Genomic DNA, 22,406 nt, shown 5'->3' with positions numbered 1-22,406 from the left:
CATATGCGGTACAAACGAGTCCTCATTAAGCTAAGCGGCGGGGCTGTTGCAGGGGAAAGCGAATTCGGTTTCGATCCTAAACAACTGGATCATATTGCGAATGAAATTATGACCGTTGTTCAATTAGGTGTTGAAGTGTGTCTTGTCATTGGCGGGGGCAATATCTTCCGCGGCAATATGGGCGAGAGCTGGGGCATTGAGAAGGCGGAGGCTGACAATATCGGAACTCTCGCTACCGTCATCAACAGCTTGATGCTGCGCGGTGTACTGAAAGCGAAAACCGACGCGGAAGTGCGCGTCATGACGGCGATTCCGATCGCCTCTGTAGCGGAGCCTTTTATCCGGCTTAGAGCCATTCATCATTTAGAAAAAGGATACATCGTTATTTTCGCAGGGGGCAATGGACAGCCATTCGTCACGACAGACTACCCCTCGGTCCAAAGAGCTATCGAAGTAAACTGTGAAGCCATTCTCGTTGCGAAGCAAGGTGTCGATGGCGTTTTTGACAAAGACCCTAAACATCATAAAGAGGCTCTCCAGTACAAATCTCTCCATTACAATGACGTCATCCACCACAACCTGAAGGTCATGGATCAGTCTGCCTTTATTCTGGCGCGGGATTATCACATTCCCATCCATGTGTTCAATTTCGATAAACCCGGTTCCATGAAAGAAATATGCGTAGGACAAAATACGGGCACGATCATCAGCGGTGCCTCCGAGCTCATTTATCAGCAGGGGTAATTGACCAAGTGGTGATTCGGGGTACCTTACAGCCCGTGTTACAAGGATGGACCCTTGATAGAGGAACTAGAGGGCACTATCTAGGCGAAATGCGATGATTCAGGTGATTGAGGGAACTAGAGGCTCTTATTTCAGCCGAATCTGCTATATTCATCATCAAATGACAAAATAGCGGATCATAGTTCCCTCTCACTAGCTCAAACGCCTATTTTCGCTGAAATAACGCCCTCTAGTTCCGCTCACTAGGCACGCAGACACTAAAAAGGATAGAGAACAGTTTAGCAACTGTCGCTCTATCCTTCTTTATTTACTCCTTCTGGTCGAGCATAAGCACGTAATAGTCATTTGCGTTCTTCGTTCTAAAGCCGCAAGATTCATACAACCCTAGCGCCTTCTCATTTTCCACCGAAACCTCGAGTTTGATCAAACCCGCCTGATGCTCCTGCTTCAAATACACGATAGTCTGACTCAAAATCTGACGCCCATAACCTTGTCCACGGCGCTCAGGCAATACGCAAAAGCCGTAGATGAATCCGCTGGCATCTTCCCCAATCATGGCTCCAATTTTACCAATCGGCTCTTTCTGCTCTCCGTGCCCTACCTCAGCAATCAAGGTTCGTTCTTTCTCCGCACTGATCGTTTGGTTAACGTATTCTCTCGAATCGTCCTCAGACATATTGAAGCCGGACACGTTAAGTTGAATGAGCAACTCGCTATCCTGCACATTCGCGGTACGCAGCGTCAGCAGCTGATCTCCGGTTTGCAGTACTCCTCCAGCACCCTCTTGAAGCTCCATCACGTATTCAGAGAAACGATATTCTGCGCCAAGCTTCGTCAAGAAAGCTTTCCCACTCACTGAGCCCCGTTCATTGATGAAAATCGCCTTCGGTACTCCTCGGCGTCTGCACGTTTCCAGTGCCGTCTGGACCAGCTGGCCAAAGATACCTTGGTTCCGCGCCTCTGGGTGCACCATTCCGCTAATTTCGACTTCCGTGGACAGAAAGCAATATATCGCCAAAAATCCGACAATCCGGTCATCCCGGTAAAATAAAAAGTCATTCGTCACGCCCGGTGGACGATCCGATAATGTACTCCAGTTCAGCTTTATCTCAATATGGTCATGGCTGTTGCAGGCCTCCCATAGGTTCCTAACTTCCTTCAGCTCCTGCGGTGACAGTCCTGCCCGCGCAAATATGCCTTGTTTCAATAGATTGTCCTCCATACTACTTAGTAGCTTGCCTACTGCCATTATACATGTCTGCTCTTCAGCGTGGTAAGCTAATAAATAATTTTACATAAAGTTTCGTGTACGGTGAACGGTTGATTCTTGCTATTCGTATTATCTATGAATTCTGGCAGAGAGGGTGATCCTTGACTTGGAAGAGCAAGATTTGCTTGATCGGGCTACGCGGGGAGATCGCACCGCTCTGTCCCAGTTGTTACAGCAGCATTATGAGTTTGTTTATAAATATATGTTGAAAATAACGCTGAATCCGGCGCTCGCAGAAGACCTAACGCAAGACACCATGATCCGATGCATCGAGAAAATAAAGCTGTATAACGCGAAATCGAAATTCTCCTCTTGGCTGATCACGATAGCCACTCGGTTAATGATTGACCAAGCGCGGCGGCGCAAACGCGAAAAGAAATGGCTGGAACAGCAGCAGGCTGGCGCCCTGCGTCAGATGAAGTGGCACGCCGAAAGTCAGAACGAGGCTTGGCCCGATGTGCTGAATACCTTGGCTGAACTGCCGGAGGAAAGCCGCATTCCAGTTATTCTCAAGCATTACTACGGCTACACCTATGAAGAAATTGGGCAAATCCTTGCCATCGCGGAAGGGACTGTCAAATCGAGAGTGCATAACGCTTTGAAACAATTGCGAAAGGAGCTGGTGTAGATGGACGATTTCCAGGACGCCAATCATAAAAGGCCTCAAACGAGCAGCTCTGGACGTAAGCAGGATGGTCCGAGCAACAACACCGAGGCGGAGACGGAGGCTGCCGTTCAGAGTCTACAGCAAGGCCTAGACGCGTTAGACGGCTTATTCCCTGCTTCACGCCCAAGCAGCGCTTGGTTCGATCAACAAATCGCCGCCGTACAGAAAAAGCAGCGTTCGCTGCTGCTCAGTGATCTGCTCAAACTGTGGGGCGCTGCGCTGCTGCTGCTCTATCTCCTTTTCATGGTCGCAGCTGCACAGCCGGTTACCTTCATTACTTTCCAAGCCTTGGCGATCCTAGTGCCTCTAGCTTGGCTACTCCTTCGAAAGCAGGTGGATTCACATGAAACATGAGAATTGGGATGTACTGCCTCTATGGGCTTGGATTGGCCTTGCTCTTATTCTGCTCGTGCAAAGCACATGGCTGTTCGTTGATGCGCGCAAAAGGAGTGCTCGTTACCCTTGGTTCTGGGGGATATGGGGTATCCTTCAGGCGCCGACGCCGCTCATCGTATACCTGTTTGCGGTACGCAAGATTCACCGCAGCTTTTCGCGCAGGGGGAATTGAGCTTTTGTTTTCATTAACGCCGATTACTCCAGCTATTTTCCATCTAACTGAGCGATGGCGTACAGATAAGCAAGAAGACCCAAAAGAGCCAGCCCCTCAAGGGACCGGCTCTTCTCTATGTTACAGCGCCTGCCGGGCATATTCATCCGGTGTCTGGCCGATAATGGACTTGAAATCCTTAATAAAATGCGACTGGTCATGATAGCCCAGATCCATCGACAGCTTGGACCAGTTCGGCTTATCGCTCACATCGGTCATCTCCGCCGCATTCTGGATACGCGCCAGCTTAATGACCCACTTGGGCGTAACGCCTACGTAGTGGTCGAATAGGCGCTGCAGCGTTCTTTTGTTCACATGGAAATGCTCACAGAGGCTGTCTACCTTCGTGATATCGTGCTGCTCGTTAATATAATCAATGATTTCGTTGATAAAAGCCACCTGCGTGTCTTGTTCCGGCAGCTTGGGCCGGATCAATTGCTCGATGAGCGCTACCATCTGCTGTTCATTTTCCTGTGCAAACATGTCAGCCTCTAGCGCAAGCGGATCAGCATCAAAGACACTCTGAATGCTCAGCGGGCTGGTCATGCCGGAAACCGGCTGTTTAAAGAACGGATAGAAACCGCCAGGCTTAAATTTTACGCCAAATACGCAGCCATGGCCTTCCAGGTGATGGCCGTATTTCTCTTTTCCAGGACCGTAAATGGCCGTTTGACCGGGCTCAACGATCAGATTGACGCAGGGATTCGGGATCACGTGTTGTATATAAGGCTCTTGGCCTCTCAAATCCCACCGAACGATCCAATAATGGCGAATGAAAAAGGCCAATTCTTCCGAGGGTGCAAGCCTGGAAAGCTGAAATTTCTGCGCAGTTTGCTGGAGATTCATGATTCCTAGACTGGGCTTAATGAGGCCTGACATGACAGCAATCACTCCTTGTCGCGTTTTTACAATACTTGGTGCGTACAAACCTATATCATAAACTTAACACATAACGAGGGAGTGAGCTAAAGTTGGAATTAAAATACGAATTTTACATTGGTGCAACTTGCAAAGAAGTGTGGGATATTCTGGTGACACCGGAGGGGACGCGTCAAATTCTCTTCGGCAGCGTACTGGAGTCTACGTTCGAGATCGGTTCTGATTTCAGATACATTGGACCTGGCAATGAAGGCGACGAAACGGTGCATGTCTATGGCAAGATTCTGGCCTACGAACCGGAGAAACTTCTCTCCTGCACCGAGCATGCTGGTCCGTCCTACAACCCGAATCATGCGGATTTTGAATCGCGAATGACGTTTACGTTAGAGACGGTCGGCAGCTGCACGAAATTGACACTCATCAATGACCAATGGACGCCGAACCACCCGAGCTTCGAGCGAACGAAGGATAGCTGGTGGATGACTTTAAGCAACATTAAGACACTTGCGGAGACTGGTAAAACGTTAGACTTTGGTTGGTAATTAGAGGGCTATCTCAGAGACGGAAGATGAACTTTCCGAACCTTTGAGATAGCTTTTTTCCACTTATAAAGGTAAAAGTGCCAGCGTTGCTTTCCCCTCAAGCCCTTCAACCATAGCATGCCACGCCTGCGGTTTATTTGCGAGAACGGCATAATAACGCTTCAAGAACTTCACGACAATCGCTGCATCAAGCTGCGTCATGTCTTCGTCTGTCGGAAAGAAGCAGAGGTCCAGCTCCTCCACCGCTTCCCCATTGTTTTCCCAAGAAGGATGCACATAGGTGAAATCAATTCTTTTGTAACCGAGATGCGACAAGACTTCTCGCCGCACGTAAGGATCCATTGGCTTCACGCCGCCAAACGCATGCCCTTCGATCCGATATGGATCATAGATCTCAGCGAACATTCCCAGCATCGGTTTGCCCGACTCAGCCGCCAGAGCCTCTAGGTCATTCCAACGTTTGCGCGCCAGGAAACGGCCAATGCCAAGTCCTGCTTGACCAATGATCGTGAAATCCGTCATCGCCACTTGAAAATCCTCATAATAGCGGTACTCTGTCGTGCCAACGACCTTCCCTTCGTGCACAGCAACAAACACCCGAATACCCGGGTCCTCGAGCGGCTCTTTCCATAACGCATATTCCAGCACTTCTTCCGGGGGAAATACCTCTTTCATCAGATCATGCATCGCACGAAACAAAGGGTTGTCAATACTTGTTATCCGTATGTATTCCATAAGTTCCTCAAGCTCCTTTACTTACTAATTCGAAATGGATTCCGCCATTCCATCAAAAGCGCATAGTTCAATGATTCCTCATCCTGCAAATAATTCGGCACAACCTGCACCGGCGTTCTCCCGCAGCGCAGCAGGAACGTAATAACCGGGTCCTTGCAGGTCCCTGCCATGACCGCCTTCGCATATTCCTCCGCGGTCATCTCTTCGGCATGCCGGTGGTACCCCGGCATGCGCCCGCCTCCGAGCAGCCTGCGCAGCCCCAAATGCACGACCACTTCATACATGGACTGCATCATCCATTTGCCAAGACCGAACTTGCGATAGGCAGGCATCACGCAGATATCCACAATATACAGGGTATCGCCATCAGGCTGGTGCGTACGGATATAACCATCATCTGTTAGCGTCGACCAGCTATGATCACCTGCATGCTCTTCATCATAGTCGACAAGCAGCCCTGTGATGGAACCCACAATCTTGCCCCCCACCTCTACACAGAGTGCGCCTTGGGGAAATCGTGTGATGTGCTCCGTGAGCTGCTCCTCATTCCACCATAATTCCGACGGAAAAGGCGGTGGAAAGCTTTCCTGCTGAACGCGAATCAGCGCGCCAATGTCATCTTTTTCATAATTGCGTATGACTGCCTGCATGGGCTTATCGCCTTCGAAGACGTACAGCTTTTTAGCGTAAAATTGGTGCGAATTCACATCCATCATGTTTGGCATACCTCCTCGCCCCATTTAGGACCAATCGGTGTATAGATCCGTCCTGCGGTCACGCCATGTGGTGACAGAACCTTTTTCGCGGACAAGGGTTAGTAAATCTAGATCCAAATCAGCCGTGACCACCATGTCGCCGTTGATTTCGCCTTCGACCATAATGCCTTTTGGCGGAAAAGGCACATCATTCGGGGTTAGCACTGCAGCCTGCCCGAAATTCGCCCTCATGAAATCAACCGTTGGCAGCGCGCCGACCGTACCCGTAGTAACGACGTAGATTTGATTCTCAATAGTCCGTGCATGGCACGTGTAGCGCACTCGGTGGAACCCATGCCGGTCATCCGTACAGGAAGGAGCGAACAGCACATCAGCGCCGCGAGCTCTAGCCATTCGGACGATTTCCGGGAATTCCACGTCATAGCAGACGAGTATCGCGATGCGGCCTTTCTCCGTGTCAAAAACCTGCAGCGAATCCCCAGCACCCATATTCCATTCCTTCACCTCGGTCGGGGTAATGTGCAGTTTTTTCTGCTCCCCAACACGTCCGTCCGGATAAAATAAAAAGGCCGTGTTATACAGCTTACCCTCTTCAGAGGTAATGTGCGTGCCGCCAATGATATGCATGTCTGTTTGCTTCGCCAACCCCTGAAATAGCGTCCGATAAGCCTCCGTAAACGACGGCAACGCCTCAATCGACAGTGCTTTGCCATTCTCATCGCCAATGGACATCAATTGTGTCGTAAACAGCTCTGGAAACAGCACAAAATCCGCCTCAAACTCCTGAGCCACCTTCACATAATGCTCCACCTGCGCAGCGAACTCTTCAAAATTGTGTATCGTATGCAAATGGTACTGCACGGCCGAAACTCGCATTTTCAACGTCATCTCTCCCAACTTGTCATCATTTGTATGGGCCAGAGTTACAAGCTAACAAGCACTCGCCCTCTAACTTTCCCGTCCAAAACCTCTTGTGTCGCTTCGGCAACCCCATCCAATGTCACTTCTTTGTACACCATCTGCTCGATCAGCCGCGGCTTCAATTCCCCAGCTATCCGTTCCCAAAGGGGCCGCCGAATATCGGATGGGCAGAGCACCGAATCAATACCCAATAGATTCACGCCCCGCAGTATAAAAGGAAACACCGTCGCGGCAAATTCACCGCCGCCTGTCACTCCGCTCAGCGCTACGGATCCGCCGTATTTCATCCGGCTCAGCACATAGGCTAGCGACTCTCCTCCCACCGGGTCGACACAGCCTGCCCAATATTCCTTGTCCAGCGGCTTTCTGACGGACGGGGAAAGCTCTTCCCGGGGCACGACACGTTTCGCCCCCAATTCGAGCAAATAGGCATGGTCAGCGGACTTGCCCGTACTGGCCTCCACCTCATAACCGAGCGCAGCCAGCATCGACACACTGTTGCTGCCTACTCCGCCGGTAGCACCGCGAACGAGTACAGGACCCTTCTCTTTGCTCAGTCTATTCTCCTCCATGCGCTGAATCGAGAGAGCTGCCGTAAAACCAGCCGTCCCCAGTATCATGGACTCCCTGTGGGACAACCCCTTCGGCAGCGGCACAACCCAATCGGCTGGAACGCGCGCATAGGCGCTAAACCCGCCGTAATGTCCCGTTCCCAGCTCATAGCTGGTCACAAGCACCTCATCCCCTTCGCGAAAGCGCGGGTCTGACGAAACAGCCACAGTACCTGCCAGATCGATGCCAGGCACGATAGGATACTTGCGCACAACACGCCCGTTCGGCGTGCAGGCCAACGCATCTTTATAATTAATACCCGAGTAGCGCACGCGTATCGTCACTTCACCCGGTGGTAAATCTTCAATTCGCAGCTCTTTCACTTGGGCGGAAAAACGTTCCTCTGTCTTCTCCACCATTAACGCCTTAAAGCTATCCATGCTGGTTTAGCCTCCTCGGTCCTCCTAGGATTCGATCAAGTGAACCTTCCATCAACTACCTTTAGTTTACTAAAATCGTGTCCAGTATTCAAAGGGTTGATGCTTCACCAAAACCGCTAGACGGGCGGGTACCGCCTGCACAATATACCACCTCACGTGCACTTAGAGCACTCCTCCCGCTGAAATCCCCCTTGGGTAGATCGGATGAAACTTCTAAAAGGGTGGTTGCACGAAAGGAACTACAGGGTCTTAATTCGGAGGAACAGGCCTATTTGTAGGTCCAGGCGGAACTACAGGGTCTTATTCACGCTCAAATCTGCTTATTTCCATCAAAATAGCCAAAATAGTGGACTGTAGTTCCCCCTCGCTGCCTCAATCGGCTATTCCCATTGAAATAGCGCCCTGTAGTTCCCCTAACAGTACGCGGAGTGCTCCTCCTCCTACGCCAAATCGCAAAAAACTCCCCGGTCCATATGACCAGGGAGCTCCTCTTTATTGCTGCTGCGCAAAGCCAGCAGCTATCAAAAACCGTTCAAAAGCCGCTTGCCCGGCTTCATCACGCTTGAACACGCCCGCGTCGAGCAGCACGTCCATGAACTTGCTGCCAACTTCCTCCTGCAGCAACGCTTTCGCGCCGTTCGCCGTCAGCGGAGCGCTGATCTTCGCGAGCATCGCCTCGATCCAAGCCGCATGCTTATGCAGCGGATGGGCGGCCTCATCGCGGATTGCGCTGCCGAAGTCGGCTTCGCCCGTGAGGATCTTGGCGATATCCGCCAGCTCCTCCTGCAAGCGGCCAGGCAGTACCGCCAGCCCCATAACCTCAATCAAGCCGATGTTCTCCTTCTTGATGTGGTGTAAGTTCTGGTGCGGATGGAAGATGCCATCCGGATGCTCTGCGCTGGTGCGGTTGTTCCGCAGCACCAGGTCAAGCTCGTACTCGCCCCGTGCGTTGTTGCGGGCGATCGGGGTGATCGTGTTATGCGGGATCCGCTGTCCGTCCTTCTCGCTGAAGGCGAGGACGTCCGCTTCCGCATCACTGTACGCACGCCAGTCTTCGAGCAGCTTGCTCGAGAGCTTATAAAGCTGCTGCTTGTTATGGCCGCTCAAGCGGATTACCGACATCGGCCACTTCACGATAGCGGCCTTCACACCAGCGAACTCAGCGTTCGTGAAGGCTTTCTCACTTGGCGCTTTTTCCATCGGGAATTGATGGCGTCCGCCCTGGAAGTGGTCATGATTCAGGATGGAGCCGCCCACGATCGGCAGATCCGCATTGGAGCCGATGAAGTAATGCGGGAATTGATCGATGAAATCCAGCAATCGATAGAACGTATTCGCCGTAGTTTTCATCGGGATGTGCTTCTCATGGAAAATAATGCTGTGCTCGTTGTAATACACGTAAGGCGAGTATTGCAAGTACCATTTCTCATTATCCAGCTCTAACGGAATGATCCGTAGATTCTGTCTTGCCGGGTGATTCACACGTCCGGCATAGCCTAAGTTGTCTGCGCAGAGCAGACATGCGGGGTAGCTGCTTTGTGGCAGCGTTTTGAGCAGGGCAATTTCCTTCGGATCCTTCTCCGGTTTGGAGAGATTGATCGTGATCTCCAGATCGCCGTAAGCTGTCCCAGCGAGCCAGTATTCATTTTTCTGAATACGATCCATCCGAATATAATTAGAATCAATGGACTGCTTGTAAAAGTAATTCGTTGCCGACTCTATGCCATTGGTCTTCGCTGTGTTCCAGAATTGATTCACAACCTCGGAAGGACGAGGCATGAGCAGCCCCATAATCCGTGCGTCCAACAGATCTCGGTACGTGGCTGTATTCTCTTCCAGGAGACCCGCCTCGAAAGCGGCATCCAGCAGCTCTTCTAGCAGGGCTACAGGGCTGCTTAACTTCTCATCTGGCACTTCTCCTGCATAAGGCTCAGCAAGCCCGAATAAATCAAGCAAAGCATTTCGTGAAATATAGACATCCAATTGCTCGATAAGTCCATTTTGCTTCGCAAACTGAAGGAGCCTTTCTATGGTCAATGCGGTAAACTGCGATGCTTCAACTGTCCGTTCCATGTGATCCACATTCCTTTCTAAGCAAGCTTACTCAGCGTAACCGCTCGGGTTATTTTGGTGCCAGTTCCATGCGCTTTCAATGATCGATTCCAGGGAATCGCGGCTCGGCTTCCAGCCCAGCTCCGTTCTTGCACGCTCTGACGAGGCAATCAATGTTGCAGGGTCACCCGCTCTGCGCGGCTCCATTACTGCAGGAATAGCATGCCCTGTTACTTTGCGGGCGATTTCAATTACTTGCTTAACCGAGAAGCCTGTGCCATTGCCCAGGTTATAAATATTGCTTTCCGCTCCGCCACGCAGCTTCTCTACCGCGAGCACATGAGCGCTAGCCAAATCGCTGACGTGAATGTAATCGCGCACGCAAGTGCCGTCTTCCGTAGCATAATCGTCTCCGTAGATGGAGATATGCGCTCTTTGACCGAGTGCCACTTGTAAAATGATTGGAATAAGGTGCGTCTCTGGGCTGTGATCCTCACCGATTTTGCCGCCGGCATGCGCGCCCGCTGCATTAAAATATCGCAAAGAGACATATTTGATGCCATGGGCCGTGTCGAACCATTTCATCATTTTTTCCATCGCGAGCTTCGTTTCGCCATACGTATTCGTAGGCAAGGTACGGTCGCTTTCCAAAATCGGAATGTTCTCAGGTTCGCCATACGTAGCTGCTGTTGACGAGAACACGATATTTTTCACGCCGTATTGATTCATTTTTTCAAGCAAGCAGAGCGTTCCGTACACGTTATTATGATAGTATTTGGCTGGATTAGTCATGCTCTCGCCAACTAGCGAATTCGCTGCGAAATGGATGATGGCATCAATGCTGTTTTCTGAAAAAACAGTATCCAGAAACTCGCCATCACGCAGATCACCGACATACAGCTTGCCGCCAAGCACAGCATCTCTGTGCCCTTGTTGCAAGTTATCGACAATAACAACCTCTTCGCCTTTTTCCAGCAGCTCAGCCACTGCATGCGAACCGATATACCCGGCTCCGCCCGTTACTAGAATCGCCATTTACAACGCCTCCTCGATCTGTTCAACGCCATTTCCGATATCGCATACGTAGAAACTTGGTGTCAAACCTGTTTGTTCTGTATATTCTTTGCCGACTTGATCGATAAATGTTTGTACACTGTCTTCATGAACCAAGGAAACCGTACATCCGCCGAAGCCTGCGCCAGTCATGCGTGCACCTAGTACACCTGGAACCTTGAGCGCTGCCGCAACCATCGTATCCAGCTCAACGCCAGTTACTTCATACAGATCACGCAGAGAGTTGTGGGAACCAACCATTAGCTTGCCAAAAGATTCAAGATCATTTTGTTCTAGAACTTCGATCGACTTAAGAACACGATCAATTTCTTCTACAACGTGCTGCGCTCTGCGGCGAACCGTTTCGTCCGGAATCAGATGCTTGTATTCGTTGAACTGATCAAGGTTTAACTGACCAAGCAGCGTGATCGCTGGGAACTGCTTCTGCAAGTAAGTGACCGCCTGCTCGCATTGGCTTCTTCTTTCATTGTAAGCGGAGTCGACGAGCCCTCTGCGTTTGTTCGTATTTCCAATCACCAGCTTGTAGCTGCCGCTTTGGAATGGCACATGGCGGTACTCAAGCGTATCGCACATGAGCAGGATTGCGTTATCCTTTTTCCCATTAGCTACAGCGAATTGGTCCATGATGCCACAATTCACGCCAACGAATTGGTTCTCTGTTTTTTGCGCTAGCAGGGCAATCTTGACGGTATCAATCGGATACTTCTCAAGAGTTTCAAGGGCATAGGCTGTTACAACTTCGATGGAAGCTGAGGACGAGAGCCCAGCGCCATTCGGAATTTCACCATGGAACAAAAGGTCGTAGCCTTTCGTAACTGGCATGCCTTCTTGGGCCAAGTGGAAGAAGATGCCTTTCGGATAGTTTATCCAGTTATCTTCTTCTTGGTAGGTCAAGTCATCTATGGAAATTTGTTTGCGAAGCGCCAGATTGGTCGATGCAAATCCAATGACACGATCTTGTCTTGGACGGATCAGCAGCGTCGTTCCGAACGTTAATGCCGCTGGGAATACATAACCCCCATTGTAATCCGTGTGCTCACCGATCAGGTTAACCCGGCCTGGAGCATGAAACGCTGAAATTGGCGCTGCGGATTCCCCGTAAATTTCAATAAACGTGTCTTTTAAAGCTTGCAAATCTGCCATTCTGGCACCGCCTTTAGTTTTTTATAGGATTGATGTAAGAGCAAGTTTGTAACTTCAGTATAAGAGAAGAACGCACTGTTGGCTATGGAAGCATGTTATCTTCACATGGAAAAATGTGATTTCGACCTTTCCTCATGACTGCTGACTATGGTAAATTAAAAGGACTATTAAGACATATCCATCGGAGATGAAGACAAGTGATGCCCAAGCAGGAAAGCTACTATGTCGTCTCTAATCCATTACCATCTGGAGAGAGCGCTTTGACCGTGCTGTTTGCTGGAGAGAGTCAGACGAAGCCTGTACACCGTCTAGGTCCCAAGGTGTACGACTACTACTTAATTCACTATGTGATTTCAGGCAGAGGCGTGTTTTCCACACAGGGGGAAGAATATGCGTTAGGTGCAGGAGACAGCTTCATCATCGAGCCAGAGCAGCTTATCAGCTATGTTTCGGATGAAAACGATCCGTGGCATTACTGCTGGATTGCCTTCACGGGCGAACAAGCTCCCACTTTGGTAGCTTCGACAGGCATCAATCCTCTGCAGCCTATCCTGCATAGCAAACGCAATCGACACATCCCTGTGCTGTTTCGCCATATTCAACAAGCCTTGCGTGCCAAGAAAGTGAGCGCACAGCTGAAATCCATCGGATATCTACTCCTATTATTAGGTGAGTATTGCGAAGCTCTATCTGCCTCCACAACAGCCGGTATCGTCACGGAGGCGGAAAGCGATCGAATCGTTCAGCAAGCTATTCACTATTTGTCCACCCAATATGCCGAGCCGATTACTATTGAAATGATGGCAGAGAGCTTAGGCTATAATCGCGCCTATTTGTCGCGCCTATTCAAGCGTCACACCAAGGTCACTCCCGTCACGTTTCTGCTCAAGCTTCGCGTCGATAAAGCGCGTCAACTGCTGCGTGAGCGGCTGGAACTGACAATTGAGCAGATCGCTGCCTCTGTGGGCTTTTATGATCCGTTATATTTTTCCAAACAATTCCGCCGCTTATACGGCGTTTCTCCGAGCGAGTACAGGAATCAGATCAAATCGCTGTGAGCTGATTCCCTATAACTGCTGCTGCCACTCCTCCACTATTACTACTCCTGTCCTACTCCGATTGCTACCGTTACTCCCCCTGCTGCTCCTCCCGCTATTGCTACCGCTACTACTACTCCTACTCCTACTCCCACTTCTATCGCTACCGCTTCCCCCCTGCTCAGCGAAAGGGAACTACGGTCCCCTATTCAGCTGATTTGCTGCTATCAAACACCATTCGAGCGCGAATAAGGCCCTGTAGTTCCGCTTGACCCCTCAAATCTGCCTAATCCCCCGAAATAAGGCCCTATAGTTCCCCACACACAAAAAACACCCCTTAGAATTCAATCGGATCAACCCAAAGGGGATGTCCAATGTCTATTCTAAGGGGTGTACTTCCTAGTTCTTATCGTTTGCCCGGATCGTATGGCTCACCAAGAGCCGATGGCGCTTTCGCCCGGCCCACTGCGCCTGCCAGTACTAAGATCGTTAACACATAAGGCAGCATGTACAGGAACTCCTGCGGGATGTTCTTGGAGAAATCAAACAATCGCATGAAGTTGTTCAGCGCCTGCGCCATACCGAAGAACACGGCAGCGCCCAGTGCGCCAAACGGATGCCACTTGCCGAAGATCATCGCAGCCATAGCGATGAAGCCTTGGCCGGAAATCGTGTTATGCGAGAAGGCACTTGTTGTCGTCAACGTGATCGTCGCGCCGCCAAGACCGCCAAGCAAACCGCTAATCAGAACAGCGATGTAACGAACCCGTTTCACCTTGATTCCAACGGTATCCGCAGCACTCGGATGCTCACCAACGGAGCGAAGGCGCAGACCGAATGGTGTTTTGAACAAAACATAGTACGTAACAGCAACGAGAATTAGAGCAATATAGGTAGTCGGATAAGCGGTAAATATCGCATATCCGATATACGGAATTTTCGACAACAGCGGAAACTCCCATTTGGAAAATACATCGTTTAACGTTTCCGTTTGCCCAGCGCCATTGAATAGTACTTTTACCAGAAACAACGTCACGCCAGCAGCCAAGAAGTTAATAACGACACCGCTGATGACCTGATTCGCTTTAAAGGTAATTGTCGCTACCGCATGTATAAGCGCAAAAATCATGGCAAACACCATAGCCGTTAGTAAGCCGATCCACGGAGACCAAACTCCCATGTTCGCCTCTTCCGCATAATAAGCGCCAACCGCAGAAGCGAAGGCTCCAGAGACCATAAGTCCCTCAATCCCGATATTGACCACACCGGAACGTTCCGAGTAAATACCAGCTAGAGCTCCGAAGATAAGCGCCGTCGAGTACACGAGCGTTGTGTTAATTAGTTCACTGAATTTCGTGAAAAACGCGTTGAGCATTGTGAGCAGGTCCATGTTACGACGCCCTCTCTTTCTTGCGTTTGCTATAGAACGGGATGAGCACCCATTTGACGATACCTTGTGTGGCCACGAAGAAAATCACGGAGCCAATAACGATGCGGATAATTTCCGGCGGCACATCGGCCCCGAAGCTCATTCCCGCTGACCCGTAAGATAGTCCGCCGAATAGCGCGGCTCCAAGGACAATCCCGATCGGATTGTTAGCGCCTAGCAAGGATACCGCAATCCCATCAAATCCGTAGCCCGGCGTACCTGCCGCAACAACCTGATAGTGGAACACACCCAGAATTTCAAATACGCCGCCTAGACCGGCAAAAACACCCGAAATAAACATCGCTTTAATAATGTTACGATTCACATTCATGCCCGCATACTTCGCAGCATCAATATTATGGCCAACGGCACGCAGCTCGTAGCCTTGTCTTGTTTTCCAAAGAATGACATAGAAAATGACCGCCGCGAGGATCGCAATGACCGTCCCCCAGTGAATCCTGGCATGGTTCATTAGGTCCGACAACCAAGTGATACTAAGCGAAGCTGAGTCCTGAATCATATAAGAACGTTGCTGCTTCGGCTCCAATAGGAACGTATTTACGATATAGTTCGACAGGAATAACGCAATCCAGTTGAGCATGATCGTTGTGATAACTTCGTTAACACCACGTTTTGCTTTCAAATAGCCTGCGATAGCTCCCCATAGCCCACCAATAAGCGCCCCGACGATAACAGCCAAAGGTGCATGAATAATCCATGGAAGACCTGTCACTTTCACACCGATAAAAGTAGCCCCCGTCATCCCCATGACGAACTGCCCTTCAGCCCCGATGTTAAAAAGGCCTGTCCGGAATGCAAATGCAACGGATAATCCCGTCAAAATCAGAGGCGTAATCGCACGGATCGATTCCCCAATATCATACGAATTTCCGAAAACCCGGGAAAATAATGCCCCATAAGCAGCAATCGGATTATAGCCGCCTGCGAGCATGACGAGCGCTCCGAATAAGAGCCCGAGCACAATCGCCACGATGGGATTCACCGCTGATTCACTTGTAAAAATACGAGCAACCTTATTCATGAGCAGCTCCTTTCCCTGTGCGTTTACTGCCAGCCATCAGAAGTCCGATCTCTTGATCATTCGTCTCTTGCGGCAGCACTTCTCCCACAATCTGTCCTTCGTAGATAACGGCAATGCGGTCCGATACGTTCATAATTTCATCCAGCTCAAAAGAAATCAGCAAAACGGCTTTGCCTTTGTTCCGCTGCTCGATCAGTTGGCGATGTACGAATTCAATCGCTCCTACATCCAACCCACGCGTTGGTTGGGCGGCAATTAACAGATTTGGATTCTTGTGTATTTCCCTGGCAATAATTGCTTTTTGTTGGTTTCCTCCCGACAAAGAACGGGCCTTATTGTAAATGCTTGGCGTCCTTACGTCGAACTGCTTAATCAGCGCTTCCGCATGGCGATCAATCGCTTCGTAATTGAGAAAGCCTGCTTTGTTATAGGCAGGATGGAAATACGTCTCCAGCACCATGTTCTCACTCATGGAGAAATCGAGCACGAGGCCATGCTTGTGCCTGTCCTCCGGAATGTGCGACAAGCCTGCCTCCGAGATCTCTCTCGGTGTATGGTTCGTGATGTCGCTTCCTGTTAGCAGAACCTGTCCGCTATCAATAGATCGCAGCCCCGTTAATGCCTCGATCAACTCACTCTGTCCGTTGCCATCAACGCCGGCAATACCCAGAATTTCTCCGGCTTTCACTTCGAAATTGATTTCTTTCAATGCAGCAAGACCTTGTTGATTGCGAACAACCAAGTTCTTAACTTGGAGAACAGGTTCCCCAAGCTTCACTTCTTTCTTCTCCACTTTAAAGGAGACATCGCGCCCGACCATTTTCTCCGCCAAAATTTGCGGATTCGCGTCCTTGCTTGCAATGGAACCGATCACTTTCCCGCGGCGAATAATCGTTACGGTATCCGCAATCTCCATAATTTCTTTCAGCTTATGTGTAATGAGAATGATGGACTTGCCCTCTTTCACAAGATTGCGCATGATGACCATCAATTCACTGATTTCTTGCGGCGTTAGTACAGCTGTTGGTTCGTCAAAAATGAGAATATCGGCGCCGCGATATAGCGTTTTCAATATTTCAACGCGTTGCTGCATGCCGACGGAAATATCTTCAATTCTTGCTTTTGGATCAACGCGAAGCCCATATTGCTCAGATAGCTTGCGCACTTTGTCTTGCGCTGTTTTAATATCGACATTCAGACCTTTTTTAGGCTCCATGCCCAAAATAATATTCTCAGTTACCGTAAACGGCTGTACAAGTTTAAAATGCTGATGCACCATCCCGATGCCCAGCTCAATCGCCCGATTCGGGCTATCAATAAAAACCTCGCTGCCTTGCACTTTAATAAAACCCTCGTCCGGCTGATACAATCCGAACAAAATATTCATCAGTGTGGATTTACCCGCACCATTTTCGCCCAGCAGGGCATGGATTTCGCCCTTCATCAGCTTCAAGCTGATTGCATCATTCGCCACAATGCCTGGAAACCTCTTCGTAATGTTGTTAAGCTCAACAACAGGGACTACTTCACTCATCAGATCACCCTAAGGATCAATTTTTTTAAATACCTCAAAACTAAGAACAAGGCTAGTTATTATAACTAGCCTTGTTTGAACACAAGATTACCTATCGTTCCTAGCTGCTAAGCCTATTATACATGTATTATGGTTTTTCTGGGACTTTGATTTCGCCGCTGATGATTTTTGCTTTGTACTCGTCAACTTTTTTCAAGATATCAGCTGTTACGTTTTTCTTGGATGTTTCTGGAAGACCTACGCCATCATCTTTCAGACCCAGTGTAACGACTTTACCACCTTGGAATTTGTTGTCGATAACGTCTTTGGATACACGAGCAACCGCGTTGTCAACACGCTTCAACATGGAAGTCAGTGTCACTTCATCACCGAACTCAAGGGATTGGTCTTTATCTACACCGATAACCCATACTTTTTTACCGTTTTTCGCACGATCTTTCGCTTCGTTGAATACACCGTTACCTGTGGAACCAGCTGCGTGGAAAATGATGTCTGCGCCATCGTTGTAGATTGTTGCTGCTGCCGCTTTACCAAGGTCAGGCTTATCAAATGCGCCTGTATAGTTGATTTGAATTTTTGCATTAGGGTTAACTGCTTTCACACCAGCTACGAAACCAGCTTCAAAGCGCTTGATAACCGGGATGTCGATACCGCCAACGAAACCGATTTTGTTGGATTTTGTCGTAAGACCTGCAACCACGCCTACAAGGTAGGAACCTTCTTGTTCGGAGAATGTTACGGATTCTACGTTTGGAGCTTCTACAACGTTATCAATGATCGCAAGTTTAGCATTTGGGTTTTGAGTAGCAACTGTTTTAAGCGCGTCACCCATCAAGAAACCAATACCCCAAGTCAGGTTATAACCGTCTTTTACGAATTGGTTCAAGTTAGGCGTGTAGTCTGCATCGCTTTTACTTTCCAAGTTCTTAACGTTTGCGCCAGTAGACTTTTTCAGTTGTTGCAAGCCTTCCCATGCACTTTGGTTAAAGGATTTATCATTTACGCCGCCAATGTCTGTAACCATGCCGATTTTAACATCTTTACCACTGTTATTGCTTGGTGCTGCAGATGCTGCTGCACTTGCAGCTGGAGACGCGGAAGCGGCTGGTTTTGTTTCTTCTTTTTTGGCACCGCAACCTGTCAAAGCAACCGCGGAAACAGTGACAGCCATTAACGCTGTTGTGAATACTTTTTTCATCATCTTTACCCCCAAAATAAATTTAAAATTGTACCTTAAATCCCACATTCTAGGTTGACCAAATTTAGTTAATTTATGTATGTCTGATCATAGACCGAGTGTATCACTTCAAAACATAAGTGAAAAGCAATCCACGCAGTAAATGAGCATAATTCGTGATGTTAACCAAGTTGACATGGTCTTTTTGTAAAGCCCCACAATATAGGTTTTAAGCCCCAATTATTTATTATACTACCGCCGGTCAATAAAATCTAGATGACCTATTTTTAATTTTTTTCGGTCATCAATGTCAGGAATTGAGCAGGGGATAGCGGACTACTGAACAGTTTTCCTTGCACCTCCGTACATTGCAGAAATTTCAGGTACTCGAACTGTTCTTCCGTTTCGACACCTTTCGCTATTAAATTCAACCCTAATCGGTTAGCCATCCGTACGATAGCAGCAGCAAGCAGTTGATTTTCGTCATCATCGACAAGATCTCTGATCAGCGTGCTGTCGAGTTTCACGCTATCAAGCGGCATACCTTCTAATCCGCTACGTGTAAATAGTCCTGTACACAAGTCATCCATGGCAATGCGTACGCCAATCTTTTTCAACATCGTCAGCTTCTTGCTCGCTTCTTGCACGTTCGACGACGTGATGCTCTCCGTAAGGTCTAGCTCGACCAGACAGGGATCAATCCCCGTTTCTTGCAGCACATCAGCTATATAGGCAATGAAATGATCATCTTTGAACTGTGAAGATTTAATCGTGAACGTCATTCTAAGAGGCTCTTGGCCGGCTTCCTGCCAGACTTTCATCTGCTTGCATGCGGTTAGAAATGCCCATTTACCGATAGGCACCATGAATCCCAATTCATCCGCAGCTTTGTGCCAATCCATGAGCTTGCGCAGCTGCTTACTCCCCTTCTCCCAGTGAAGGCTGACCTCGGTGCCAATGAGCTTACGGCCTGCAATTTCATATTGCGGCTGATACCGTAATTCGAATTGCTCCTGCTCTAAAGCCAATTGGAGTTCGTTCTCCATGTGAGCTTTGCTCTTCACCATTGTATCAATGTCCGACGCATAGAATTGAAAGCGATTATTCTCAAGGTTTTTGGCCTCGTACATCGCTTCATCCGCACGCTGAAGAAGCTGCTCAGGTCGAGTGCCATCTAACGGATACAACGCAATCCCCATGCTAGCGGTTATCGTAACTGTTTTTCCATCCAGGATAAAGGGTTCATCGAGCACATTTTGAATGCGTGTAGCCACTACTCTGACGTCCTCAGGCTTGGTAAAAGATTCAAGCAAAATAATAAACTCATCGCCGCCCTGCCGGTACACAGTATCCGATCCACGCAAACAACCTAGCAGCCTCTCACCAGCCAAACGAATGAGCTGATCGCCAGAGGCATGGCCAAATACATCGTTAACCTCCTTGAATCTGTCCATATCGAGGAATACAACAGCTGCAAGCTGGTCATAGCGCTGAGCATGAAGGAGCACACGTTTCAAGCGGTCCTCGAACAGCCGTCGATTCGGCAATCCCGTTAATGTATCATGGTACGCTAGATAAGCTAGCTGCTTGCTCTTCTCCTCTTGCTCGATTCCGTTAAGCCGCAGGTGACGGATACAGATGGCAAAAAAGAAGCAAATGAGCGCTTGAATGAGAACGTACACAATAATCTTCGGGGTAAATGTAAAAGAAGCAGCAGCAAGCAGATTGGCCGTCAGCAGAAAGAAACCCAGTATGCCCAAATAGCGGAGTTCCTGCGCTTTCGTCTGTTGAATCCACTTTGTAAAAAGGCTTCTCATTCGGGGGGAACCTCCATTCCGGTCATCAAAAAAGGCTATTCCATTGGGAATAGCCGTAGGCGTACCTGTATCGGTAAATTGCTCCTGTCGGCAGCCCAGCCGTCATCGTTGCGGGTGCAACCTAAGACCCGGAGCTTTGCGTCCTTACCTTTCGGTAAGTTTGCCTTTTACGATATTCAGGTATTAATAGAAAAAGCAGGACTAATTAACTATATCACAATTGTTTCTACTCTGGCTATTTTTACTTAAATTAGCAAATTAAAAAGTTTGGGATCTTTATTAATTTCAATGTATCCATAGTCCTTACTGGACAAGCGCTCAATAAGACCTTCATAATCATCCTTATTCTTCAACTCGATGCCAACTAGTGCTGGAGCATCATCCCGATTATTCTTTTTCGTATACTCAAAGCGGGTAATATCGTCCGTCGGCCCCAGCACTTCCTCCAAAAATTCCCGTAAAGCGCCTGCGCGCTGAGGGAAATTAAGGATAAAGTAGTGCTTCAATCCCTCGTACACGAGCGATCTTTCCTTGATTTGCTGCATCCGGTCGATGTCATTATTACCACCGCTGATGATGCAAACTACGTTTTTGCCGCGAATTTGATCCCGATACGCATCAAGTGCCGCAACTGGAAGAGCGCCTGCAGGCTCGATAACGATAGCATTGTTATTGTAAAGCTCCAGAATCGTCGTACATTCCTTGCCTGAAGGGATAACCACGATATCATCCAGCTTTTCTTTGCAAATATCAAAAGTAAGCTCGCCTACCTGCTTCACAGCTGCGCCGTCGACAAACTTCTCAATCGTCTTGAGGGTTACGACTTTCCCCTGCTTGAGCGATTCCTGCATACTGGCGGCACCCTCTGGTTCAACACCAATAATCTTAGTACGCGGAGAAACGCTGTCGACATAAGTCGCCACACCAGCTACAAGACCGCCGCCGCCGATGGTTGCAAAGATAAAGTCAGGCGTATCGGACATCTGATTCATGATCTCCAGACCAACAGTCCCTTGTCCCGCAATCGTGCGAATATCATCAAAGGGGTGAATAAACACCTTGTTCTCTTTGGCGCAGTAAGCCTTGGCGTGATTCGATGAATCATCGAAAGAATCCCCTGTTAGAATTACTTCTACAAAAGGTCCGCCAAATAACTTCACCTGCGAAATTTTTTGTCTTGGTGTTGTCGTCGGCATGAAGATTTTCCCTTCAATCCCTAACTGCTTGCAAGAGTAGGCTACACCTTGCGCATGATTGCCGGCGCTTGCGCACACGACTCCCGCTTCGCGTTCTTCCGGCGTCAAGCTTTGGATCACATTGTACGCCCCGCGAATTTTAAAAGACCGAACGATCTGCATATCTTCACGTTTCAAATAAACGTTACATTCATACAAGTTAGAGAGCAGCTCATTGCGTTGCAGGGGCGATGGTTCAATCACCTTGCTGAGCACATGATTGGCCCTAATAATTTCTTCCAAACCTACTTTTCCGGAAACAACCATTTTCTCTTACTTCCTTTCTCTCCAATATGCGTAATAAATTTTAAAGATTATTGTAGCACACTGAAGAGCGCCTGTAAGAAAATATTATTGGAACATTTTATGAATGCTGATGTTTCACTCCAAAATGTGGCGGGTATTAACTAGCAAGATACTTATTAAGGAGTGATTACGATGTCGACTCAGCCACGTAATATTGACATTGAGGAACGTCATGTGGAAAAGAAATCGGATTCCAGTTTAGTAGCTTCCACCTTCATTAAGTATGCAGCTTACATCATTATCATCTTCGGAGTTCTATATTTCTTAGTCCACTATGTATTTCCAATGTTTTAGTACATGGATAAGCGCGTGAAGAAGTGGCTATCTTGCGGGTCTATGACCTGTAAGATAGCCTCTTTTCATTGTACACGATGATTGACCACGCAAATCTCGCGCCATCGGGGAACTATGGTACTCTATTTATTGAAAGAGCGCCTCTTCCTCTAGTCACGGGGAACTACAGTCCTTTATTTAGCCCATATCCTGA

22 protein-coding genes and 1 riboswitch are annotated in these 22,406 nt (G+C 48.8%); of the genes, 7 read left to right on the top strand and 15 right to left on the bottom strand.

Annotated features, from left to right (window positions below):
* Positions 1 to 3: 3 nt before the first annotated feature.
* Positions 4 to 744 (top strand): UMP kinase, encoded by a 741-nt coding sequence (pyrH, locus tag GQF01_RS12615; RefSeq protein WP_161407097.1) that lies wholly within the window; start codon positions 4 to 6, stop codon positions 742 to 744.
* 307 nt (positions 745 to 1,051) lie between these two features.
* Here the strand turns inward: pyrH and GQF01_RS12610 are convergent, their stop codons facing one another.
* On the bottom strand, positions 1,052 to 1,951 hold the full coding sequence (locus tag GQF01_RS12610) for a GNAT family N-acetyltransferase (RefSeq protein ID WP_235959489.1): 900 nt from the start codon (positions 1,949 to 1,951) through the stop codon (positions 1,052 to 1,054).
* A 169-nt stretch (positions 1,952 to 2,120) separates the two neighbouring features.
* Here GQF01_RS12610 and sigY point away from each other — a divergent pair, with 169 nt between their 5' ends.
* Genes sigY through GQF01_RS12595 form a run of 3 tightly spaced genes read left to right on the top strand, consistent with a single transcriptional unit; the run spans position 2,121 to position 3,249 of the window.
* Positions 2,121 to 2,642 carry an RNA polymerase sigma factor SigY gene (gene sigY, locus GQF01_RS12605; protein ID WP_161407095.1) on the top strand — a complete coding sequence of 174 codons (522 nt, stop codon included), beginning with the start codon at positions 2,121 to 2,123 and terminating at the stop codon, positions 2,640 to 2,642.
* Positions 2,643 to 3,035 carry a DUF5345 family protein gene (locus tag GQF01_RS12600; RefSeq protein WP_161407094.1) on the top strand — a complete coding sequence of 131 codons (393 nt, stop codon included), beginning with the start codon at positions 2,643 to 2,645 and terminating at the stop codon, positions 3,033 to 3,035.
* The gene (locus tag GQF01_RS12595) at positions 3,025 to 3,249 is read left to right on the top strand and encodes a sigmaY antisigma factor component (RefSeq protein WP_161407093.1); all 225 of its coding nucleotides are present in this window, start codon (positions 3,025 to 3,027) and stop codon (positions 3,247 to 3,249) included. Before GQF01_RS12600 ends, GQF01_RS12595 begins: the two co-directional genes overlap by 11 nt.
* A gap of 120 nt (positions 3,250 to 3,369) precedes the next feature.
* Here the strand turns inward: GQF01_RS12595 and GQF01_RS12590 are convergent, their stop codons facing one another.
* Complete coding sequence (locus tag GQF01_RS12590) at positions 3,370 to 4,167, bottom strand: helix-turn-helix domain-containing protein (RefSeq protein ID WP_161407092.1); 798 nt, start codon at positions 4,165 to 4,167, stop codon at positions 3,370 to 3,372.
* Between the two features lie 92 nt (positions 4,168 to 4,259).
* On the opposite strand from GQF01_RS12590, the gene GQF01_RS12585 reads away from it, so the two are divergent.
* Complete coding sequence (locus GQF01_RS12585) at positions 4,260 to 4,709, top strand: SRPBCC domain-containing protein (protein ID WP_161407091.1); 450 nt, start codon at positions 4,260 to 4,262, stop codon at positions 4,707 to 4,709.
* 63 nt (positions 4,710 to 4,772) lie between these two features.
* Here the strand turns inward: GQF01_RS12585 and GQF01_RS12580 are convergent, their stop codons facing one another.
* The 7 genes from GQF01_RS12580 to GQF01_RS12550 form a co-directional block, all read right to left on the bottom strand.
* Positions 4,773 to 5,444 (bottom strand): GNAT family N-acetyltransferase, encoded by a 672-nt coding sequence (locus tag GQF01_RS12580; protein WP_161407090.1) that lies wholly within the window; start codon positions 5,442 to 5,444, stop codon positions 4,773 to 4,775.
* 17 nt (positions 5,445 to 5,461) lie between these two features.
* On the bottom strand, positions 5,462 to 6,160 hold the full coding sequence (locus GQF01_RS12575; protein WP_235959486.1) for a GNAT family N-acetyltransferase: 699 nt from the start codon (positions 6,158 to 6,160) through the stop codon (positions 5,462 to 5,464).
* A 24-nt stretch (positions 6,161 to 6,184) separates the two neighbouring features.
* Entirely contained in the window at positions 6,185 to 7,042 is an 858-nt protein-coding gene (locus GQF01_RS12570) for a carbon-nitrogen hydrolase family protein (protein ID WP_161407089.1), read from the bottom strand.
* A gap of 41 nt (positions 7,043 to 7,083) precedes the next feature.
* Positions 7,084 to 8,073 carry an acrylyl-CoA reductase family protein gene (locus GQF01_RS12565; RefSeq protein ID WP_161407088.1) on the bottom strand — a complete coding sequence of 330 codons (990 nt, stop codon included), beginning with the start codon at positions 8,071 to 8,073 and terminating at the stop codon, positions 7,084 to 7,086.
* 492 nt (positions 8,074 to 8,565) lie between these two features.
* Positions 8,566 to 10,146 carry a UDP-glucose--hexose-1-phosphate uridylyltransferase gene (locus tag GQF01_RS12560; protein ID WP_161407087.1) on the bottom strand — a complete coding sequence of 527 codons (1,581 nt, stop codon included), beginning with the start codon at positions 10,144 to 10,146 and terminating at the stop codon, positions 8,566 to 8,568.
* A 27-nt stretch (positions 10,147 to 10,173) separates the two neighbouring features.
* Positions 10,174 to 11,160 carry a UDP-glucose 4-epimerase GalE gene (galE, locus tag GQF01_RS12555; RefSeq protein WP_161407086.1) on the bottom strand — a complete coding sequence of 329 codons (987 nt, stop codon included), beginning with the start codon at positions 11,158 to 11,160 and terminating at the stop codon, positions 10,174 to 10,176.
* Entirely contained in the window at positions 11,161 to 12,342 is a 1,182-nt protein-coding gene (locus GQF01_RS12550) for a galactokinase (RefSeq protein WP_161407085.1), read from the bottom strand.
* 200 nt (positions 12,343 to 12,542) lie between these two features.
* Between GQF01_RS12550 and GQF01_RS12545 the strand changes: the two genes are divergently transcribed.
* Positions 12,543 to 13,400, top strand: coding sequence for an AraC family transcriptional regulator (locus GQF01_RS12545; protein ID WP_161407168.1), 858 nt, complete (start codon positions 12,543 to 12,545; stop codon positions 13,398 to 13,400).
* 385 nt (positions 13,401 to 13,785) lie between these two features.
* Here GQF01_RS12545 and GQF01_RS12540 read toward each other — a convergent pair whose 3' ends face one another.
* The 6 genes from GQF01_RS12540 to ilvA all read right to left on the bottom strand — a co-directional run bounded on the left by GQF01_RS12540 (position 13,786) and on the right by ilvA (position 21,880).
* Positions 13,786 to 14,769 carry an ABC transporter permease gene (locus tag GQF01_RS12540; RefSeq protein WP_161407084.1) on the bottom strand — a complete coding sequence of 328 codons (984 nt, stop codon included), beginning with the start codon at positions 14,767 to 14,769 and terminating at the stop codon, positions 13,786 to 13,788.
* A gap of 1 nt (position 14,770) precedes the next feature.
* Positions 14,771 to 15,850: an ABC transporter permease gene (locus GQF01_RS12535; RefSeq protein WP_161407083.1), complete on the bottom strand. Its 1,080-nt coding sequence runs from the start codon at positions 15,848 to 15,850 to the stop codon at positions 14,771 to 14,773.
* The gene (locus tag GQF01_RS12530; protein ID WP_161407082.1) at positions 15,843 to 17,384 is read right to left on the bottom strand and encodes an ABC transporter ATP-binding protein; all 1,542 of its coding nucleotides are present in this window, start codon (positions 17,382 to 17,384) and stop codon (positions 15,843 to 15,845) included. The genes GQF01_RS12535 and GQF01_RS12530 overlap by 8 nt, the downstream gene beginning before the upstream one ends.
* A 127-nt stretch (positions 17,385 to 17,511) precedes the next feature.
* Positions 17,512 to 18,582, bottom strand: a complete 1,071-nt coding sequence (locus GQF01_RS12525) for a BMP family lipoprotein (protein ID WP_161407081.1) — start codon at positions 18,580 to 18,582, stop codon at positions 17,512 to 17,514.
* A 266-nt stretch (positions 18,583 to 18,848) separates the two neighbouring features.
* Complete coding sequence (locus GQF01_RS12520; protein ID WP_161407080.1) at positions 18,849 to 20,378, bottom strand: putative bifunctional diguanylate cyclase/phosphodiesterase; 1,530 nt, start codon at positions 20,376 to 20,378, stop codon at positions 18,849 to 18,851.
* Positions 20,379 to 20,464: 86 nt separating this feature from the next.
* Positions 20,465 to 20,553: riboswitch (cyclic di-GMP riboswitch) on the bottom strand.
* 70 nt (positions 20,554 to 20,623) lie between these two features.
* Complete coding sequence (gene ilvA / locus GQF01_RS12515) at positions 20,624 to 21,880, bottom strand: threonine ammonia-lyase IlvA (RefSeq protein WP_161407079.1); 1,257 nt, start codon at positions 21,878 to 21,880, stop codon at positions 20,624 to 20,626.
* Positions 21,881 to 22,051: 171 nt separating this feature from the next.
* Here ilvA and GQF01_RS35920 point away from each other — a divergent pair, with 171 nt between their 5' ends.
* Positions 22,052 to 22,213 carry a hypothetical protein gene (locus GQF01_RS35920; protein ID WP_186456555.1) on the top strand — a complete coding sequence of 54 codons (162 nt, stop codon included), beginning with the start codon at positions 22,052 to 22,054 and terminating at the stop codon, positions 22,211 to 22,213.
* Positions 22,214 to 22,406: the final 193 nt, after the last annotated feature.

Source organism: Paenibacillus silvestris (assembly GCF_009882985.1).
In the GTDB taxonomy this organism is placed as follows: domain Bacteria; phylum Bacillota; class Bacilli; order Paenibacillales; family NBRC-103111; genus Paenibacillus_E; species Paenibacillus_E silvestris.
The sequence above is the reverse complement of the archived record's forward strand: the minus strand, read 5'-3'. Positions and strand labels throughout refer to the sequence as shown.

Coding starts and splice junctions, on each gene's coding strand:
- GQF01_RS12590 (WP_161407092.1), bottom strand. CDS start 4,167: ATGTCAGGCCTCATTAAGCCCAGTCTAGGAATCATGAATCTCCAGCAA.
- GQF01_RS12530 (WP_161407082.1), bottom strand. CDS start 17,384: ATGAGTGAAGTAGTCCCTGTTGTTGAGCTTAACAACATTACGAAGAGG.
- ilvA (WP_161407079.1), bottom strand. CDS start 21,880: ATGGTTGTTTCCGGAAAAGTAGGTTTGGAAGAAATTATTAGGGCCAAT.
- GQF01_RS12545 (WP_161407168.1), top strand. CDS start 12,543: ATGCCCAAGCAGGAAAGCTACTATGTCGTCTCTAATCCATTACCATCT.
- GQF01_RS12540 (WP_161407084.1), bottom strand. CDS start 14,769: ATGGACCTGCTCACAATGCTCAACGCGTTTTTCACGAAATTCAGTGAA.
- GQF01_RS12580 (WP_161407090.1), bottom strand. CDS start 5,444: ATGGAATACATACGGATAACAAGTATTGACAACCCTTTGTTTCGTGCG.
- GQF01_RS12595 (WP_161407093.1), top strand. CDS start 3,025: ATGAAACATGAGAATTGGGATGTACTGCCTCTATGGGCTTGGATTGGC.
- GQF01_RS12550 (WP_161407085.1), bottom strand. CDS start 12,342: ATGGCAGATTTGCAAGCTTTAAAAGACACGTTTATTGAAATTTACGGG.
- galE (WP_161407086.1), bottom strand. CDS start 11,160: ATGGCGATTCTAGTAACGGGCGGAGCCGGGTATATCGGTTCGCATGCA.
- GQF01_RS12560 (WP_161407087.1), bottom strand. CDS start 10,146: ATGGAACGGACAGTTGAAGCATCGCAGTTTACCGCATTGACCATAGAA.
- GQF01_RS12575 (WP_235959486.1), bottom strand. CDS start 6,160: ATGATGGATGTGAATTCGCACCAATTTTACGCTAAAAAGCTGTACGTC.
- GQF01_RS12565 (WP_161407088.1), bottom strand. CDS start 8,073: ATGGATAGCTTTAAGGCGTTAATGGTGGAGAAGACAGAGGAACGTTTT.
- GQF01_RS12535 (WP_161407083.1), bottom strand. CDS start 15,850: ATGAATAAGGTTGCTCGTATTTTTACAAGTGAATCAGCGGTGAATCCC.
- GQF01_RS12525 (WP_161407081.1), bottom strand. CDS start 18,582: ATGAAAAAAGTATTCACAACAGCGTTAATGGCTGTCACTGTTTCCGCG.
- GQF01_RS35920 (WP_186456555.1), top strand. CDS start 22,052: ATGTCGACTCAGCCACGTAATATTGACATTGAGGAACGTCATGTGGAA.
- GQF01_RS12600 (WP_161407094.1), top strand. CDS start 2,643: ATGGACGATTTCCAGGACGCCAATCATAAAAGGCCTCAAACGAGCAGC.
- GQF01_RS12520 (WP_161407080.1), bottom strand. CDS start 20,378: ATGAGAAGCCTTTTTACAAAGTGGATTCAACAGACGAAAGCGCAGGAA.
- pyrH (WP_161407097.1), top strand. CDS start 4: ATGCGGTACAAACGAGTCCTCATTAAGCTAAGCGGCGGGGCTGTTGCA.